The organism is Pseudomonas sp. JAI115 (assembly GCF_014200835.1).
In the GTDB taxonomy this organism is placed as follows: Bacteria; Pseudomonadota; Gammaproteobacteria; order Pseudomonadales; family Pseudomonadaceae; genus Aquipseudomonas; species Aquipseudomonas putida_A.
Genome location: NZ_JACHCY010000003.1, coordinates 342,674 through 362,270 on the forward strand (window position 1 = coordinate 342,674; position 19,597 = coordinate 362,270).

At 61.2% G+C, this 19,597-nt stretch carries 13 protein-coding genes; 10 read left to right on the top strand and 3 right to left on the bottom strand.

Annotated elements, in window-relative coordinates; translation table 11 throughout:
• Positions 1-46 precede the first annotated feature (46 nt).
• The 8 genes from HDC30_RS09525 to HDC30_RS09560 all read left to right on the top strand — a co-directional run bounded on the left by HDC30_RS09525 (position 47) and on the right by HDC30_RS09560 (position 12,739).
• Positions 47-697 carry an N-acetyltransferase gene (locus HDC30_RS09525; RefSeq protein WP_007961094.1) on the top strand — a complete coding sequence of 217 codons (651 nt, stop codon included), beginning with the start codon at positions 47-49 and terminating at the stop codon, positions 695-697.
• Positions 698-763: 66 nt separating this feature from the next.
• Complete coding sequence (locus tag HDC30_RS09530) at positions 764-2,491, top strand: autotransporter assembly complex family protein (RefSeq protein WP_027614631.1); 1,728 nt, start codon at positions 764-766, stop codon at positions 2,489-2,491.
• Positions 2,488-6,162, top strand: a complete 3,675-nt coding sequence (locus HDC30_RS09535) for a translocation/assembly module TamB domain-containing protein (RefSeq protein ID WP_097088153.1) — start codon at positions 2,488-2,490, stop codon at positions 6,160-6,162. The genes HDC30_RS09530 and HDC30_RS09535 overlap by 4 nt, the downstream gene beginning before the upstream one ends.
• Before the next feature lie 94 nt (positions 6,163-6,256).
• Positions 6,257-7,576, top strand: a complete 1,320-nt coding sequence (locus HDC30_RS09540; RefSeq protein WP_097088151.1) for a hypothetical protein — start codon at positions 6,257-6,259, stop codon at positions 7,574-7,576.
• Between the two features lie 237 nt (positions 7,577-7,813).
• Complete coding sequence (locus HDC30_RS09545; RefSeq protein ID WP_183782623.1) at positions 7,814-8,296, top strand: MarR family winged helix-turn-helix transcriptional regulator; 483 nt, start codon at positions 7,814-7,816, stop codon at positions 8,294-8,296.
• Positions 8,286-9,755, top strand: a complete 1,470-nt coding sequence (locus HDC30_RS09550) for an efflux transporter outer membrane subunit (protein WP_183782624.1) — start codon at positions 8,286-8,288, stop codon at positions 9,753-9,755. The genes HDC30_RS09545 and HDC30_RS09550 overlap by 11 nt, the downstream gene beginning before the upstream one ends.
• A 14-nt stretch (positions 9,756-9,769) precedes the next feature.
• A complete protein-coding gene (locus HDC30_RS09555; protein WP_183782626.1) occupies positions 9,770-10,972 on the top strand; it encodes an efflux RND transporter periplasmic adaptor subunit in 1,203 nt (400 codons plus the stop codon).
• 237 nt (positions 10,973-11,209) lie between these two features.
• Positions 11,210-12,739, top strand: coding sequence for a DHA2 family efflux MFS transporter permease subunit (locus tag HDC30_RS09560; protein WP_183782628.1), 1,530 nt, complete (start codon positions 11,210-11,212; stop codon positions 12,737-12,739).
• Positions 12,740-12,864: 125 nt separating this feature from the next.
• On the opposite strand, the gene lpxH is transcribed toward HDC30_RS09560, so the two are convergent.
• Entirely contained in the window at positions 12,865-13,617 is a 753-nt protein-coding gene (gene lpxH, locus HDC30_RS09565; protein ID WP_183782630.1) for a UDP-2,3-diacylglucosamine diphosphatase, read from the bottom strand.
• Complete coding sequence (locus tag HDC30_RS09570; RefSeq protein WP_027614639.1) at positions 13,614-14,120, bottom strand: peptidylprolyl isomerase; 507 nt, start codon at positions 14,118-14,120, stop codon at positions 13,614-13,616. Before HDC30_RS09570 ends, lpxH begins: the two co-directional genes overlap by 4 nt.
• A gap of 250 nt (positions 14,121-14,370) precedes the next feature.
• Between HDC30_RS09570 and HDC30_RS09575 the strand changes: the two genes are divergently transcribed.
• Both HDC30_RS09575 and cysS read left to right on the top strand, forming a co-directional pair.
• Entirely contained in the window at positions 14,371-16,071 is a 1,701-nt protein-coding gene (locus HDC30_RS09575) for a glutamine--tRNA ligase/YqeY domain fusion protein (protein ID WP_183782632.1), read from the top strand.
• Between the two features lie 22 nt (positions 16,072-16,093).
• A complete protein-coding gene (gene cysS / locus HDC30_RS09580; RefSeq protein WP_047291685.1) occupies positions 16,094-17,476 on the top strand; it encodes a cysteine--tRNA ligase in 1,383 nt (460 codons plus the stop codon).
• Positions 17,477-17,654: 178 nt separating this feature from the next.
• Here cysS and HDC30_RS09585 read toward each other — a convergent pair whose 3' ends face one another.
• Positions 17,655-19,505, bottom strand: a complete 1,851-nt coding sequence (locus HDC30_RS09585; RefSeq protein WP_183782634.1) for a sigma-54-dependent Fis family transcriptional regulator — start codon at positions 19,503-19,505, stop codon at positions 17,655-17,657.
• Positions 19,506-19,597: the final 92 nt, after the last annotated feature.

Here is a 19,597-nt window from a genome sequence, read left to right on the forward strand (position 1 = left end):
CAAGAGCGCAGTCATTTGAGCCGCGCCCCGGGGGAGAATCACCGTTATGCCTGAAACCCAGACCGCCATCGCCGACATCCACATGCTCGACCGCGGTTACTCGCGCGAAGCCCGATCGCTGCTGTATCAGGCCTATCGCCACGAGCCGACCTTCGGTTACCTGTTCGAGGCCGAGCGGCCGGGCTACGAGCAGCGCGTGCGGGCCACGGTGCGGGAACTGGTCAAACAGCACTTTCTGCAGGATCAGCCGGCCATCGGCCTGTTGGTCAACGACCGGCTGATCGGCATCGCCCTGATCGCGCCGCCGCAACGGCGTCTGGGGATCACCGAAAGTTGGGCATGGCGCCTGCGCATGGTGCTCAGCACCGGATTCCGCTGCACCCGGCGCTATCTGGAATATCACGATGCGGTGGCCGCCTGCGTGCCCAGCGATTCGGTGCACATGCTGCCGCTGCTGGGGATTCATCCGCAGTTTCAGGGCAAACACTTCGGCGAGCAGTTGCTGACCGCGGTGCACAACTGGTGCGCAGTGGACGAAACCTCGCAAGGCGTGGTGCTCGACACCGGCAACCCGCGTTACCTGGAATTCTATAAACGCCAAGGCTACGAAGAGATCGGCGAAGTGGCTGTTGGCCCGGTGCGCGAGCACGTGTTTTTCCACGCCAATCCGCAGGTGTTACAAACTGCAACGGCTTAGCCATAGAACTTTTTCGGAAATTTCCTGTTCTATCACGCTCCCAAGCCCGTGATAGCATCCGCGCCTATGAAGTTTCCAGGAAGATTTACCAGTGGCGTGCTCATGCTGTTAACCAGCTGCGCGGCGCTGGCGCAAAGTGAATTGGACGTGCGGATCAAACCGTCCAACGACGAACTCAAGGCCAATATAGAAGGTTATATCGGCAGCCTCGGCGACCGTGACGAACAAGCCTTGCTGCGCTTCAGTCGCGGGGCCGAGGAGCAGGCGCGCAAAGCGGCGCAGGCCTTGGGTTATTACCAGCCGCAGATCGACAGTGACGTGAAGGGCGGCGAAAAACCGCGCTTGGTGCTGAACATCGATCCTGGCGAGCCGATTCGTCTGCGCAACGTCACCATCCGCGTCGACGGGCCTGCCGCCTCCCTCAAATCCTTTCGTGTGCCGAGCAGTGACACGCTCAAGTCCGGCGCCGTGCTCAACCATGGGCGTTATGAAGACGCCAAACGCCTGATCCAGAACCAGGCCTCGCGCTTCGGCTTTTTCAGTGGCCATTTCACCAGCCAGAAACTTTTGGTCGACCCGCGTGCCGGGGTGGCCGACGTTGAATTGATCTACGACAGCGGCCCGCGTTATGCGCTGGGCAAAGTCAGTTTCGAGGGCGATACGCCGTTCGACGAAGACCTGCTGCAACGCATGGTGCCGTTCAAGGCTGGCGATCCGTATGACTCCGAGCTGATCGCCGAACTCAACCGCGACCTGCAATCGAGTGGCTATTTCGAAGGCGTGCGCGTCGATGCGGCGCCGACGGCGGCGAAAAACGATGTGATCCCGGTCGACGTCAAACTCGACACCCGCAAACCACGCACCATGGGCCTGGGCCTCGGTTATTCGACCGACGTCGGCCCACGGATCAAGGCCAACTGGACGCGCCACTGGGTCAACCCGCAGGGCGACAGTTACGGCTGGGAAGCCGAGTTGTCGGCGCCACGGCAGAACGTCGGGTTGTTCTATGACATCCCGCTCGACCCACCGCTGACCGACAAACTGCGTTGGGCCGGTGGTTATCAATTTGAAAACATCGACGGCTCGGACACCCTGAGCAAGCTGCTGACCTTCGGCCCGGAATGGCACAGCAAGTTGCCCAGCGGCTGGCAGCGAGTGATCTCGCTGAAATGGCAGCGTGAAGAATATGAACTTGGCGACGACTCCGGCCTGAGTACCTTGTTGATGCCCGGCATCAGTTACTCGTACCTGAAAAGCGACAACCGCATCGACCCGCACAACGGCTATCGCCTGACCTTCGAAAGCAAAGTGGCGAAAGAAGGCCTTGGCTCGGACAACAACCTTTTATATGGCACGGCGCTCATCAAGGGCCTGACCACGGTGTTCGACAACCACCGCTTCCTCGGTCGGGTGCAGGTCGGCGGCAGCGCCACCAACGGTTACAACTCGGTACCGCCGTCGCTGCGTTTCTTCGCCGGCGGCGATCAAAGCGTGCGCGGTTACGACTACCAGAGCCTGTCCCCGGAAAACTCCAAGGGCGACCGCATCGGCGGCCGCTACATGGTGGCCGGCAGCGTCGAGTATCAGTACTCGATTGCCGAGAAATGGCGGGTCGCGACCTTCGTCGACCAGGGCAACTCCTTCAACAAACTCGAACTGCCGAACCTCAAGACCGGGGTCGGTATCGGTGTGCGCTGGGTCTCGCCGGTGGGGCCGATTCGCCTCGACCTGGCCCACGCGCTGGACGACGACGGCGGCATCCGGCTGCACTTTTCCATGGGGCCTGAGCTGTGAAGCGTGGTTTGAAAATAGCGGCACTGACACTGCTGGCGTTGCTGTTGTTAATTGTATTGAGCATCAGCGCGGTACTCGGGACGCAGGCCGGCAGCCGTTGGGCGCTGAGCCTGGTGCCGGGTTTGAGCGTGGAGAATTTCCAGGGCCGTCTCGGTGGCCAATGGAGCGCCGATCATCTGCTGTGGCAGCAGGACAGCAGTCGCGTCGAGCTGAACAAGGCAATCTTCGCCTGGTCACCGCTGTGCCTGACCCGCATGACTTTGTGCATCGAACAGCTCAAGGCCGATCAGGTCATTCTGCAATTCCCGCCGAGTGAAGAAACCACTGAAAGCGGCCCGATCAAACTGCCGGATCTGCAACTGCCGGTGGCCATCGAACTCGGTGACGTACAAGTCGGCAGCCTGTTGTTCAACGGCAGCGAGCAGCTCAAGGGCCTGCAACTGGCGGCGCACTGGACGGCCCAGGGCCTGCAGATCGACAGCGTGAAACTGCAGCGCGACGACCTCAGCCTGAATCTCTCCGGCCTGCTGCAACCGACCGGCAATTGGCCGCTGAACATCGCCGGTGACCTGAGCCTGCCGTCCCCAGGCACAGGCCCCTGGACGCTGGCGTTGAAAGTCGACGGCGATCTGCTGAAAACCCTCAACCTGCATGCAGACAGCCGTGGCTACCTCGACGGCCAGTTGAGCGGCGAACTGCAACCGCTGGCGGAAAATCTGCCGGCCAAGGTGCGCATCACCTCCGAGGCGTTCAAACCCAGCGCCGATTTGCCGGACACCCTGCAACTCAATCAATTGGTACTGACCGGCGACGGTGACCTGAAAAACGGTTATCAGCTCAACGGCAACGCCACGCTGCCCGCCGATAAAGGCCCGGTGGCGCTGCTGCTCAAAGGCAAGGTCGATGCCAGCGGTGCGCAGATCGCCGGCCTCGACCTGACGGCTAACGACAAACAAAGCCTCAAGCTCACCGGCAGCGTTGACTGGAGCAAGGGCCTCACGGCTCAGGCCAACATCAACTGGCAGGATTTCCCGTGGCATCGGCTGTATAACGAAATCGACGAGCCGCAAGTTGCCTTGCGTACCTTCACCGGCGAAGTCTCCTACACCGACGGTCAGTACCTCGGTAACTTCGCCGCCGACCTCGATGGCCCGGCGGGGGCGTTCAGCCTGAGCAGTCCGTTCAGCGGCAGCCTGAAACAGATCGCCTTGCCGCAATTGAAAATGGAAGCCGGGCAGGGCAAGGCCGAAGGTCATGTCAATGTGCAGTTCGCCGACGGCATCGCCTGGGACACGGCGCTGGATCTCTCTGCGCTGAACCCGGCGTACTGGGTTGCGGAGTTGCCGGGCACCCTGGCCGGGCCGCTGCGCAGCAAAGGCGAAATGAAGAACGATCGCCTGAGCCTCAGCGCCGACCTCGACCTCAAAGGCAAATTGCGCGGGCAACCGGCAATCCTCCAGGCCAAGGCCGACGGTGCCGGTGAGCAATGGAACCTCAACGCCCTGCAAATCCGCCTCGGCGATAACAGCATCAGCGGCAAGGGCAGCCTGCAACAGAAACTCACCGGCCAGATCGACATCAAACTGACGCGTCTGGCCCAGCTCTGGCCGCAGCTGCGGGGGCAGGTCACGGGTCAGGTCAACGTTGCCGGTACGCTGAAAGCTCCGCAAGGCAAACTTGATCTGCAAGGTTCGCAACTGGCGTTCCAGGACAATCGCCTGCAAAGCCTCAACCTCGACGCCACGCTCGACAGCGCGCAACGGGCGAAGATCGACCTCAAGGGCAGCGGCATTCAGGCCGGCGACACCAACCTCGGCGTGTTGACCGCCAGCGCGCAGGGCGACATCAAGAGCCAGAAACTCAACCTCGACCTGCTCGGGCCGAAGCTGAAACTGGCCCTTGGCCTGGACGGCAATCTGGACAAGGGCAACTGGCGCGGTCGTTTGGCCAGCGGCGATATTCAGGCCGGCGGCCAGGACTGGAAACTGCAGAGCCCGGCCAAACTCGAACGTCTGGCCGACGGCAAGATCAACTTCGGCGCGCATTGCTGGATGTCCGGCAATGCCAGTCTGTGCGGTGAAGACCAGCGCCTGCTGCCCGAGCCGAAACTGCGTTACCACCTCAAGCAGTTCCCGATCGAAAGTCTGGCGCAATGGTTGCCGAAAGACTTCGCCTGGCAGGGCAAGCTCAACGCCGATCTGCAACTGGATCTGCCAGCCAGCGGCCCGAACGGCGTGGTCAGCGTCGACGCCAGCGGCGGCACCTTGCGCATGAAGGAAAAGGATCAGTGGCTGGACTTCCCGTACCAGACCCTGAAGCTCACCAGCAAACTCACGCCGAAGCGCGTCGATACCGAACTCAACTTCGTCGGCGGCAAACTCGGCGAGTTGATGGTGCAGGCGCAGCTCAATCCGTTGCCGAAAAACAAACCGCTGAGTGGTTCTTTCCGTCTCAGCGGGCTGGACCTGTCGGTGGCGCGGCCGTTTGTGCCGATGGTCGAGAAACTGACCGGGCGCCTGAATGGCAGCGGCACGATTTCCGGCGGGCTGCTGGCGCCGCTGGTCAACGGCACCGTGCAACTCAGCGACGGCGAAGTGTCTGGCGCCGAGTTGCCGATGGAGTTGCAGAATCTGCGACTCACCGCGGTGATTGCCGGCGAATCGGTGCGCCTCGACGGTGGCTGGAACAGCGGCAAGAGTGGGCAGGGCAGCCTGAACGGTAACGTCGCCTGGGGCCAGGCGCTGGTGGTCGATCTGGCGCTCAAGGGCACGCAATTGCCGGTCACCGTCGAGCCGTACGCCAAGCTGGAAGTGGCGCCGGACCTGAAGATTTCCATGGCCGGCGATGAGCTGAAAATCGCCGGCAAGGTACAGGTGCCGCGAGGCGAAATCACCGTGCGTGAACTGCCGCCATCGACGGTGAAAGTGTCCGACGACACGATCATCGTTGGCGCGCAGACCGAAGAGGGCAAACCACCGCTGGCGATGAAAATGGACATCGACGTGGTGGTCGGCGAAGACAAACTGAGCTTCGCCGGGTTCGGCCTGACCGCCAACCTGCAAGGTCACGTGCACATCGGCGACAACATGGACACCCGTGGCGAGCTGTGGCTCAACGACGGCCGTTACCGCGCCTATGGCCAGCGCCTGAACGTGCGTCGTGCGCGGCTGCTGTTTGCCGGCCCGATCGATCAGCCGTATCTGGACATCGAAGCGATCCGCCAGACCGACGACGTGATCGCCGGTATCCGCCTGAGCGGCAGCGCCGAGCAACCGACCACGCAAATCTTCTCCGAACCGGCCATGAGTCAGGAGCAGGCGTTGTCCTACCTGGTACTGGGGCGTCCGCTGAGCACCAACGGCGAAGACAACAACATGCTCGCGCAAGCGGCGTTGGGCCTGGGTTTGATGGGCAGTTCCGGGGTCACCAGCGGCCTGGCCAAAGACCTTGGGATTCAGGACTTCCAGCTCGATACCCAGGGCAGCGGCAACACCACCAGCGTGGTTGCCAGCGGTAACATTTCCGAAAAGCTCAGCCTGCGTTATGGCGTCGGCGTGTTCGAGCCGGCCAACACCATCGCGCTGCGTTACAAGCTGAGCAAGAAGGTTTATGTCGAAGCCGCCAGCGGTGTCGCCAGTTCGCTGGATATCTTCTACAAGCGCGATTTCTGAGAACGTGGCCAATAGCCGGGTCGTGACGCTGCGATCCGGTTTTTCCAGGATGTATTAGACTCACCGAACCCTCAAAACCTTGCCGGTTGCGCCTATGGTCCGCTTGAGTATGGTCTTGCTCGGTAACGACTTTGTCCGCAAACGCTGGTCGGCACTGGCGCTGACCGGCATTGTCTGGGGCGCGGCCGGGGTGGCGATCTTCATCGATGCGCTGGACGGTGTGCTGTATTTTCCGCTGCATCTCTTCGGCTATCTGTTGTTGCTCGAAGCGCTGATCCTGCTGCTGGTGCCGGCCCCGCAAACCGGGACCGCTGCGGCCCTGCGTAAAGCGCGAGGTCTGGCGTTTCTCTTGCTGGGGCTGCTGATCGTTGACCGGCAACATGCTGCCGGGCTGATTCTGGCGGTGCTGTTTGGCGGGGCTTTCATCGTTGACGGGGTCTTCAGGCTGGCGGCTGCGGTGGTGGTGCGCTTTGTCGGTTGGCAATTGTCGTTGCTGACCGGATTGTTCGAAATCGGCTATGGCCTGTTTATCCTTGAACCGTATCCGACGTTGTACAAGGGCACGGTGCCGTTCTGCATCGGCATGAGCCTGTTTCTCTCGGGCTGTGCGTTGTTGCGCCAAGCCGTGCGCTTCAGGCACCTGCCGCCGCTGACAAACGCTGTTGCGCTCAGTGCGCCGGCCAGCAGCGACGCATTGGTCATTCATGTCTGGACCCCCAGCGGCACCGTCGATGACACCCTGGTGCGCAACCGCTTGCTCAATCGTTATATCGCCGCAGTCGACATCAACGGCGTGATCTCCGCCGGCCACGCGGCGCTGGAATGTGGCCCGGAGATTTACATCAGCCATTACCCGCTGGACGACATCGATCGTTCGGCGGGGGATTTCGTGCGCTTGCTGCGGGCGACGCCGAACAACGATGTCGCCGGGCGGTTTCTGCCAGACTATGCGGGGGAGGTGGCCGACTGGTGCCCGTCTTCGGTTCAGGTCAGTTTTGCTCACTACGACGCCCGGCGGTTGCAGGCGTTCTGGAGCGAATATCGGCAGAACAGCACGTACAATCTCACCAGCCGCAACTGCTCGAGTGCCGTCGCCCATAGCCTCGAAGCAGCCCTTGAAGGAGCGATGAATCGCGGGCATTCGAGCATGCTCGATTTCGCCAGAGTGATACTCAGCCCCGAGTTCTGGGTGGCGGCGCAGGTGCGTAAACGCGCCGAAGTGATGGCCTGGACGCCCGGTCTGGTGCTCGATTACGCACGGGCGCTGCATGCCGCCATCGAGCCGGCACCGCCGGGCTGGCACAGCATGTATGCGGTGATCAAACGCGCTTGCGGTTATGCAGTGACTGCTTTGCGCGGGCGTGAAGTGCATCCCCTCCAGCCGCCGGCTGTGCATCCTTCCGACAAATCCTGACCGACGTTACACCGAGTCGCTGCCTTCGCGAGCAGGCTCGCTCCCACATTGATCCATGTATGCATGAGATCCCTGTGGGAGCGAGCCTGCTCGCGAAAGCGTCAGTGCGGGCAACACAAAAACCCAGTCCACTGGTCAACTAATTACAAAGCAACCTAACTATTACGTTGACATTCGCTGCCTAGGCAGTAACATCTCGACATACATTCACTGCCTAGGCAGTTATTAGGTGAGCACATGAAGCATTTCACCCCGGACGAATTCAAACATTGCCATCTCGGCCTGTTGCTGGGCCGTGCCGCGCTGCTCAAGGACCGGATCATCGACACCCACATGGAACCCCACGGCATCACCGCCGCGCAGTTCAAGGTGTTGATCATCATGGCCCAGTTCGGCGTCGACACCCCGGCCGAGCTGTGTCGGCATCTGTCGCTGGACAGCGGTTCGATGACACGCATGCTCGATCGTCTGGAGCAGAAAGGTTTCCTGGCTCGCCAACGCAGCGAAGGCGATCGCCGTCAGGTGCAACTCAAACTCACCGAGCAGGGCCAGCAACTGGCCGATCGCCTGCCGCAAATCGGCGCCGATGCAATGAATGAACTGGCCGGCGCCATCTCTCGTGAAGAGCTGAAAACCCTGGAATACATCCTCAAGAAAATCCTGCTGGCAGCCGGTGACCCGATCACTATCCAGCGGTTAGGTGAACACAATGAGCGGTAAAACCTTGCGCAGCAGCCTGACCCTGGTGCTGTCGGCGATGATCCTCGCCGGCTGCGCCAATTACAGCGGCCTCGATACTCAGGGCAAAAACCTCGACGCGAAAAGCCTGAAAGTCGGCCAGTCGCTCAACGGCGTGACCCTGTCGCCGGCCGCCTGGCCGAAAAGCGACTGGTGGACCAGCCTTGGCGACCCGCAACTCGACGGTCTGATCCGCGAAGCGCTGCACGACAGCCCGGACATGCAGATTGCCGAAGCGCGCGCGCATCAGGCCAGCGCCGCCGCGTATGCCGCCGATGCCGAACGCTATCCGACCCTCGACGCCAGCGCCGGCATCAGCCGTTCGCGCTTGGCCAAGGATCAGGACCCGCGAGGGCAGGGCGATGCCTACGCCACCGTGCGTAACGTCAGCGCCGGTTTCAATTACAACTTCGACCTGTGGGGCGGCCAGCGTGATGCCTGGGAAGCTGCACTCGGTCAGGCTCGCGCTGCCGAAGTCGACCGTCAGGCCGCGCAATTGACCCTCGCCGCCGACGTGGCCCGGGCCTACAGCGATCTGGGTCAGGCGCACATCGTCTACGACTTGGCCAACGACGACCTCAAGCGCACCAAACAGATGCTTGATCTGAGCCAGCGCCGCTTGAGTGCCGGGATCGACAGCCAGTACCAGTTCCAGCAAACCCAAAGCCTTGAGGCCAGTTCCGAAGCCAGCCTGATCGACGCTGAAAAACGTCTGAACAGCGCGAAAATCGCCTTGGCCGTACTGCTCGGCAAAGGCCCGGATCGCGGCAACGAAATTGCTCGACCGAAAGTTCTGCAAGCCAGCGCCGTGGCGGTGCCGTCGGTGTTGCCGGCGGAACTGCTCGGTCGACGTCCGGATCTGGTCGCTGCGCGCTGGCGCGTAGAGGCGGCGAGCAAAGACATCGACTCGGCAAAAACCCGCTTCTATCCCAACTTGAACCTCACGGCTTCGGCCGGTGCCGAATCCTTGTTGGGTGACGCGATGTTCGGGTCGGCCAGTCGTTTCTTCAGCATCGCCCCGACCATTTCGGTGCCGATTTTCGACGGCGGGCGCCTGCGCGCCAACCTCGATGCGCGCGACGCCGATTACGATCTGGCGGTGGCGCAGTACAACAAAAGCCTGGTGAAAGCCCTCGGTGATGTCAGCGACACGATCAACCAGTTGCGTGACATCGGCCGGCAGATCGGCGCGCAGCAACACGCCACCGAGATTGCTCAGGATTCTTACAACACCGTCGTCCAGCGTTACGGTTCCGGCATCGGCAACTACCTGGACGTGCTCAGCATCGAGCAGCAACTGCTGCAGGCCCAGCGTCAGCTGGCCAACCTCAATGCCGAGCAGATCGACCTGTCGATTCAACTGATGCAAGCGCTGGGCGGCGGCTTTCAGGGTGAAACCCTGACCGCAGCCAACGCCACCCCAGCCACGTCGCACAACTAATTCAGGTATTTGTCATGGCCACTGCCGAAAACACCCAAACCCAAGCCAACACCCCCGACACCGGCAATCCGCGCAAGCGCAAATTCATGCTGCTGGTGCTGGCCGTCGTGGTCCTGCTCGCCGGGGCCGGCGTCTGGGCGTATCACGAATTCATCGGGCGCTTCAACGAAAGCACCGACGACGCCTACGTCAACGGCAACGTCGTTGAGATCACCCCGCTGGTGACCGGCACCGTGGTCAGCATCGGCGCCGACGACGGCGATCTGGTTCACGAAGGTCAGGTGCTGATCAACTTCGACCCGAACGACGCTGAAGTCGGCCTGCAAAGTGCCCAGGCGAAACTGGCGCGTACCGTGCGTCAGGTGCGCGGGCTGTACAGCAACGTCGACGGCATGAAAGCCCAGGTCAACGCGCAACAGGCTGAAGTGCAGAAGGCTCAGGACAACTACAACCGCCGGAAAAACCTCGCTGCTGGCGGCGCGATTTCCCAGGAAGAACTGTCCCACGCCCGCGACGACCTGACCTCGGCGCAAAACGCCCTGGCCAACGCCAGGCAACAACTGAAAACCACCAGCGCGCTGGTCGATGACACCGTGGTTTCGTCGCACCCGGACGTGATGTCGGCCGCTGCCGATCTGCGTCAGGCGTACCTGACCAACGCCCGCAGCACGCTGATCGCGCCAGTCACCGGTTACGTCGCCAAGCGCACCGTGCAGCTCGGTCAGCGCGTACAGCCGGGCACCGCGCTGATGGCGGTGATTCCGCTGGATCAACTGTGGATCGATGCCAACTTCAAGGAAACCCAATTGCGTGACATGCGCATCGGCCAACCGGTGGACATCGAGTCCGACATCTACGGCAGCGACGTGAAATACAGCGGCACCGTCGACAGCCTCGGCGCCGGTACCGGCAGCGCGTTCGCCCTGTTGCCGGCGCAGAACGCCACCGGTAACTGGATCAAGATCGTGCAACGTGTGCCGGTGCGGATTCACATCAACGCCGAAGAGCTGGCCCAGCACCCGCTGCGGGTCGGTCTGTCGACCAACGTTGAAGTGAATCTGCACGACCAGAGCGGCCCGGTGCTGGCTCAGCAACCGCCGCAAAAGGCCTCGTTCAGCACCAACGTCTACGACCGCCAACTGGCCGAAGCCGACGCGATGATTGCGCAGCTGATCCACGACAACAGCGCTGCGGTGAGCAAGACCGCGCAACGCTGAATCTTTCCCCTGTGGGAACAGGTTCTCAAGGTGATGAGATTTACTGTGGTGAGGGGATTTATCCCCGATGGACTGCGCAGCAGGCCCGGCTTTTCTGAATCAAAGGAGGGGCCGCTTCGCGGCCTATCGGGGATAAATCCCCTCGCCACAGTGTTTCCTTGCAACATTGATTTTTTCCCACAAGGGCTGCTGTGTCTGTAACAGACAAGGCGTCAACCTGGTTTCATAGGATTCACAATGAGCAATAACGCCTCTTTCACGCCGCCCAGCCTGTTGCTCAGCACCATCGGCCTGTCGCTGGCGACGTTCATGCAAGTGCTCGACACCACCATCGCCAACGTGGCGCTGCCGACGATTTCCGGCAACCTTGGGGTGAGTTCGGAGCAGGGCACCTGGGTGATCACCTCGTTCGCCGTGAGCAACGCGATTGCGCTGCCGCTGACCGGTTGGCTCAGCCGCCGTTTCGGCGAGGTGAAACTGTTTCTCTGGGCCACCATTCTGTTCGTGCTGGCCTCGTTCCTCTGCGGTATCTCCACCTCGATGCCGGAACTGATCGGTTTCCGCGTGCTGCAAGGCATGGTGGCCGGGCCGCTGTACCCGATGACGCAGACGCTGTTGATTGCGGTCTATCCCCCCGCGAGGCGCGGCATGGCCCTGGCGTTGCTGGCGATGGTCACGGTGGTCGCTCCGATTGCAGGTCCCATTCTTGGTGGCTGGATTACCGACAGCTACAGCTGGCCGTGGATCTTCTTTATCAACGTACCGATCGGCATCTTTGCGGTGATGGTGGTGCGCTCGCAACTGGCCAAGCGTCCGGTGGAGACCAGCCGCCAGCCGATGGACTACGTCGGCCTGATCACGTTGATCATCGGCGTCGGCGCGTTGCAGGTGATCCTCGACAAGGGCAATGACCTGGACTGGTTCGAGTCGAACTTCATCATCATCGGTGCGGCGATTTCGGTGATCGCCCTGGCAGTGTTCGTCATCTGGGAAATGACCGACCAGCATCCGGTGGTGAATCTGCGCCTGTTCGCCTACCGCAACTTCCGCATCGGTACGCTGGTGCTGGTCCTTGGATACGCCGGTTTCTTCGGCATCAACCTGATCCTGCCGCAGTGGCTGCAAACCCAGATGGGTTACACCGCGACCTGGGCCGGTCTGGCGGTGGCGCCGATCGGCATTCTGCCGGTGCTGCTGTCGCCGTTTGTCGGCAAGTACGCGAACAAATTCGACCTGCGCCTGCTGGCCGGTCTGGCGTTCCTCGCGATTGGCCTGAGCTGCTTCATGCGCGCCGAGTTCACCAACGAGGTGGACTTCCAGCACATCGCTCTGGTGCAGCTGTTCATGGGTATCGGCGTGGCGCTGTTCTTCATGCCGACCCTGAGCATCCTGATGTCCGACCTGCCGCCAAGCCAGATCGCCGACGGCGCAGGCCTGGCGACCTTCCTGCGCACCTTGGGCGGCAGCTTTGCGGCATCGTTGACCACGTGGATCTGGATCCGCCGCGCCGATCAGCATCATGCGTACATGAGCGAAAGTATCAGTACCTTCGAACCGGCGACTCGCGAGACCTTGAACCATTTAGGCGGCGCGAGCCAATCGGCTTATGCGCAGATGGATCAGATCCTCACCAGCCAGGCGTACATGCTCTCCACCGTGGATTACTTCACGTTGTTGGGCTGGGGCTTTATGGGGCTGATTCTGATTGTGTGGCTGGCGAAGCCGCCGTTTGCTGCGAAGGCCGGGCCGGCCGCTAGCGGTCACTGATCTGCAACGCGATTCAATGTGGGAGCGAGCCTGCTCGCGAATGCAGTGTGTCATTCAGCACTGAGGTGTCTGATACACCGCTTTCGCGAGCAGGCTCGCTCCCACATTGGTTTTTTGTTTGGTCTTTAGATGGTGGGGGCCGGCAGGGCTGGCGGCGGAGCAAAGTCGAACGGTGCCAGGGCATACCCGTTCTCATCCACCTGTAACGCCCAACCCTGACGATCCCAGTCCCCCAGCACAATCCGCTTCGCCGCTTGCTCGCCGAGTTGCAGCTTGTGGATCGCCGGACGATGGGTGTGGCCGTGAATCAGGGTTTTCACCGCGTATTGCTGCATGATCCGCGGAATTTCCTCAGGCGTGACATCAACAATGTCATTGGCCTTCATCCGCGTCTGCGCGCGGCTTTCGCTGCGCAGCTTGCGCGCCAGTTTGTGGCGGGTGCTCAGCGGCAGGTGGCGCAGGATGAACAAGGTGATCGGGTTGCGCAGGTAGCGCCGCAACTTCATGTAGCCGACATCGCGGGTGCACAGGCTGTCGCCGTGCATCAGCAGCACCGGCTCGCCATAGAACTGCACGACACTCGGGTCCTTCAACAGCGTGCAGCCGGCTGCTTTGCAGAAGGCCTTGCCGAGCAGGAAGTCGCGATTGCCGTGTATCAGAAAGATCGCCGTGCCGCTGTCGCTCAACTGGCGCAGGGCTTGGCAGATGGAACGCTGGAAGGGCGTCATGGCATCGTCGCCAATCCACGCCTCGAAAAAGTCGCCCAAGATGTACAACGCACTCGCCGAGCGGGCGCGTCCGGCGAGCAAATCCAGAAACGCCCGGGTAATGTCCGGGCGCTCCTCTTCCAGATGCAAGTCTGAAATCAGCAATATCACGCTTCGATGATCTCGGCTTTCTCGATGATCACGTCGTCTTTCGGCACGTCCTGGTGACCGGCCTTGGAAGTGGTGGCAACGCCTTCGATCTTGTCGACCACGTCGGTACCGGCAACCACTTTACCGAACACGGCATAACCCCAGCCCTGAGCGGTCTTGGCGGTGTGGTTGAGGAAGCTGTTGTTGGTGGCGTTGATGAAGAACTGCGCCGAGGCCGAATGTGGATCCATGGTGCGGGCCATGGCAACGGTGTACTTCTCGTTCTTCAGACCGTTGTCAGCTTCGTTCTGAATGCTTGGGCTCTTGTCTTTCTTTTCCTGCATGCCAGGCTCGAAACCGCCGCCCTGGATCATGAAGCCCTTGATCACGCGGTGGAACACTACGTTCTCGTAGTGACCTTTCTTGACGTATTCGATGAAGTTGGCAGCGGTGATTGGCGCTTTTTCCGCGTCCAGTTCGATGACGATGTCGCCGTAGTTGGTGGTCAGTTTGACTTGAGTCATGATCGCTACTCTTTATAAGGAATTCGTGGTTCTGGGACATTCAGCCCCACAACCGGTTCAGCCTGCTTCGGCCAAGGAGCGCAGTTTAGCGTGACAGGCGCGAATTTCGAGGCTGTTTTTCAAATCCCGGCGATTAAATGCGCTCCTTTATAGGCCGTGCTCTGTCAGCCCCTTGACAGCATCGGCTATGATAGCGGCTTTGTTTTGTCTGGCCCCCTTTGCGGCCGCGCACATGTAAGTCAAGGATCCTATGAGCAAGCCCACTGTCGACCCTACCTCGAATGCCAAGTCCGGCCCTGCCGTGCCGGTCAATTTCCTGCGGCCGATCATCCAGGCAGACCTGGACTCGGGCAAGCACACCCAGATCGTCACCCGTTTTCCGCCTGAGCCCAACGGCTACCTGCACATCGGCCACGCCAAGTCGATCTGCGTGAACTTCGGCCTGGCCCAGGAGTTCGGCGGCGTCACGCACCTGCGTTTCGACGACACCAACCCGGCCAAGGAAGACCAGGAATACATTGACGCGATCGAATCCGACGTCAAATGGCTGGGCTTCGAGTGGTCCGGCGAAGTGCGCTACGCCTCGCAGTATTTCGACCAGTTGCACGACTGGGCGGTGGAGCTGATCAAGGCCGGCAAGGCTTACGTCGACGACCTGACCCCTGAGCAGGCCAAGGAATACCGTGGCAGCCTGACCGAGCCGGGCAAGAACAGCCCGTTCCGCGACCGTTCGGTGGAAGAGAACCTCGACTGGTTCGCGCGCATGCGTGCCGGTGAGTTCCCGGACGGCGCCCGCGTGCTGCGTGCGAAGATCGACATGGCCTCGCCGAACATGAACCTGCGCGACCCGATCATGTACCGCATCCGCCACGCCCATCACCATCAGACCGGTGACAAGTGGTGCATCTACCCGAACTATGACTTCACCCACGGTCAGTCGGACGCCATCGAAGGCATCACCCACTCGATCTGCACCCTGGAATTCGAAAGCCATCGTCCGCTGTACGAGTGGTTCCTGGAAAACCTGCCGGTGCCGGCCAACCCGCGCCAGTACGAATTCAGCCGCCTGAACCTGAACTACACCATCACCAGCAAGCGCAAGCTCAAGCAACTGGTCGATGAGAAACACGTCAATGGCTGGGACGACCCGCGCATGTCGACGCTGTCGGGCTTCCGTCGCCGTGGCTACACGCCGGCGTCGATCCGTAATTTCTGCGAGATGGTCGGCACCAACCGTTCCGACGGCGTGGTCGACTACGGCATGCTCGAGTTCAGCATCCGTCAGGACCTGGACGCGAACGCGCCGCGCGCCATGTGCGTGCTGCGCCCGCTGAAAGTCGTGATCACCAACTACCCGGAAGGTCAGGTCGAAAACCTCGAATTGCCGCGTCATCCGCAGAAAGAAGAACTCGGTGTGCGCAAGCTGCCGTTCGCCCGTGAAATCTACATCGACCGCGATGACTTCATGGAAGAACCGCCAAAGGGCTACAAGCGCCTGGAGCCGAACGGCGAAGTGCGTCTGCGTGGCAGCTACGTGATCCGTGCCGACGAAGCGATCAAGGACGCCGACGGCAACATCGTCGAGCTGCGTTGCTCGTACGATCCGGACACCCTCGGCAAGAACCCTGAAGGCCGCAAGGTCAAAGGCGTGATCCACTGGGTGCCGGCGGCTGCCAGCATCGAATGCGAAGTGCGTCTGTACGATCGCCTGTTCCGTTCTCCGAACCCGGAGAAGGCCGAAGACAGCGCGAGTTTCCTCGACAACATCAACCCTGACTCACTGCAAGTGCTGACCGGTTGTCGTGCTGAGCCATCGCTTGGCAACGCACAGCCGGAAGACCGTTTCCAGTTCGAACGCGAAGGCTACTTCGTTGCCGACATCAAGGACTCGAAACCAGGTCAGCCGGTATTCAACCGTACCGTGACCCTGCGTGATTCGTGGGGCCAGTGATTTAGCGTCAAGGAAATATAAAGTGCTGACGATCTACAACACGCTCACCAAGAGCAAAGAAGTCTTCAAACCGCTGGATGGCAACAAGGTGCGCATGTACGTGTGCGGGATGACCGTGTACGACTACTGCCACCTCGGCCACGGCCGCAGCATGGTCGCGTTCGACCTGGTGACCCGCTGGTTGCGCTTCAGCGGTTACGACCTGACCTACGTGCGCAACATCACCGACATCGACGACAAGATCATCAATCGTGCCCGCGAGAACGGTGAGTCGTTCGAAGCGCTGACCGAGCGCATGATCGCCGCGATGCACGAAGACGAAGCACGCCTGAATATCAAGAAGCCGGACATGGAGCCGCGCGCCACGGATCACATTCCGGGCATGCACGCGATGATCCAGACCCTGATCGACAAGGGCTTCGCCTACGCCCCGGGCAATGGCGACGTGTACTACCGCGTCGCCAAGTTCATGGGTTACGGCAAGCTGTCGCGCAAGAAGATCGAAGACCTGCGCATCGGTGCACGCATCGAAGTCGACGAGTCGAAAGAAGATCCGCTGGACTTCGTCCTGTGGAAAGCCGCCAAACCGGGCGAGCCGAGCTGGGAATCGCCGTGGGGCGCCGGGCGTCCGGGCTGGCACATCGAGTGCTCGGTGATGTCCACCTGCTGCCTCGGTGAGACCTTCGACATTCATGGCGGCGGCAGCGACCTCGAGTTCCCGCACCACGAAAACGAAATCGCCCAGAGCGAAGCGGCCACCGGCAAGACCTACGCCAACGCGTGGATGCATTGCGGCATGATCCGTATCAATGGCGAGAAGATGTCCAAGTCCTTGAACAACTTCTTCACCATTCGCGACGTGCTCGACAAGTACCATCCGGAAGTCGTGCGTTACCTGCTGGTGTCGAGCCACTACCGCAGCGCGATCAACTACTCGGAAGACAACCTCAAGGACGCCAAGGGCGCACTCGAGCGTTTCTACCACGCGTTGAAAGGCCTGCCGAGCGTTGCTCCGGCCGGCGGCGAAGCCTTCGTCGAGCGTTTCACCACGGTGATGAACGACGACTTCGGCACGCCGGAAGCCTGCGCAGTGCTGTTCGAGATGGTGCGTGAGATCAACCGTCTGCGCGAGAGCGATCTCGACGCGGCGGCCGGTCTGGCGGCACGTCTGAAAGAACTGGCGAGCGTGCTGGGCGTGTTGCAGCTGGAAGCCGATGATTTCCTGCAAGCGGGCGCCGAAGGGCGTGTCGATGCGGCTGAAGTCGACGCGCTGATTGCTGCGCGTCTGGCGGCACGTGCCGGCAAGGACTGGGCCGAATCCGACCGCATCCGCGACCAGCTCACCGCCATGGGCGTGGTGCTGGAAGACGGCAAGGGTGGTACGACCTGGCGTCTGGCTGACTGATTGCCTGATCCGCATTAAAACAAAACCCGCCTTGTGCGGGTTTTTGTTTCTGCGCATGGCTTAATTACTGCAGTGCCAGGGCTGATGCCTTCGCGAGCAGGCTCGCTCCCACAGTGGATCTTTGCGCGACACACATCCCCTGTGGGAGCGAGCCTGCTCGCGATTGACTGCGCAGCAGTCAGCTCTCCGCCTGACGCAAGCGCTTGTAGAGCGTATTGCGGCTGACCCCAAGCCTGCGTGCCAGATGCGAAATATTCCCCCCGGCTGCTTTCAACTCCCGGTTCAACGCTTCCACATCATTCAGATCCAGCCCCAGCGGCTGCACGCTCTCCACCGGCTCCATCTCCAGATCGACAAAAAAGTCATCCGGCAAATGCTCCGGCCGCACTGGCTGCTCCTCGGCCATTGCCAGTGCCACCTGCATCACGCTGCTGACCTGACGTAAATTGCCCGGCCACGGGTGCCGCTCGAACAGCTCCAGCACTTCGCGGCTGAGTCCGGCCCATTGCGTCGGTTCACGATGCTGCTCCCACAGGCGTTTGAACAGCGCCTCTTTATCACTGCGCTCTCTGAGCGGTGGCAACTCCAGGGTCAGACCGCCGATGCGGTAATACAGGTCCTCACGAAACCGCCCCAGTTGCACTTGTTCGCGCAAAGAGCGGTTGGTCGCCGAGATGATCCGCAGATCCACCGGGAACAGCTCACTGCTGCCCACCGGTTGCACGCAGCGCTCCTGCAACACCCGCAGCAGCCGGGCCTGAGTCGGCAACGGCATGTCACCGATTTCGTCGAGGAAGAGGGTGCCTTTGTCGGCTTTGCGGATCAGGCCGATGCTGCCTTTCTGGTTGGCGCCGGTGAACGCGCCTTTTTCATAGCCGAACAGTTCTGATTCCACCAGTTCGGCGGGGATCGCCGCGCAGTTGACGGCGATAAATGCCTGTTTGCTTCTCGAACTGGCCTGGTGCAGGGCTTTGACGAAGACTTCCTTGCCGACTCCGGTTTCGCCGTGGATCAGCAGCGGAATGTCTTTCTCCAGCAGGCGTTCGGCCTGACGCACGGCTTTTTCCACCCGGCTGTCACCGAAGTGCAGGGTGCTGAGGCTGATGGCGCCCGCGGGTTTGAGCGACTTTTCGGCGCTCTTCGGTTCAGCAAATACCCGAGGCTGAACCGCTGCCTGTTGCGGGCGCTTCAGCAAACACTGAAAACGGTTGCGCCCGGAGGTCTGCAGGGCGAACGGCAATCCATCCGGCTGATTGATCAACTCCAGCAGCGACACGTTGAACAGGCTCTCGACACTGACCCGCGACAGGCGCACGCCGAGCAGATTGTCGGCGCGACGATTGGCCGACAGCACTTGACCGCTCTCGTCGAAAATCAACAAACCAGCCCACTGACTGTCGAGGTTGTTCAACCCGGTGTTGAACGTCAGTTGAAAGTGCTGGCCGTGGAACAGGTTGAGGATCAGCCGGTTCTCCACGGTCTGGCTCATCATCTTGACCATGCCCAGCGTGTGCGAGGGCGGCAGGTAACTGTCGCTGGACACGTCGAGCACGGCGATAACCTTGCGCTCGGCATCGAAAATCGGCGCGGCGGAACCGGTCATGAAACGGTTGGCTTTCAGAAAGTGTTCATCGTGCTCGATGTGCACCGCCTGTTCGCAGGCCAGCGCGGTGCCGATCGCATTGGTGCCACTGCAGCGTTCCATCCAGCTCGCCCCGGCGCTAAACCCTCGGGCCAGGTTCGGCTCGATAAAGCGCTGAGTGCCCCACGAGGTCAGCACCTGACCCTGATGGTCGGCGAGCATGATCAGGCAATTGGAGTTGCTGAGGATGTTCTCGTAGTACGGCAGCACTTCCTGATGGGTGGTCTGCACCAGCGCGTGGTGACGGTCGAGCAGCTGCGCGATCCCGGCGGCGGGCAATTGATCGAAGGCCGGGGCGCTCTGGTGGTCAAGGCCGAAGGCGCGGCAACGTTGCCAGGAGGTCTGGACAATAGCGTCGTGGGACAGCGGCGGGGCAGGTGCGGCCATGGTGGTGGGCCTCTGAAGGGCATTTTATTGTTGTTATGGCACTGCTTTCAAAACCAACACACATCAAAACTGTGGGAGCGGGCTTGCTCGCG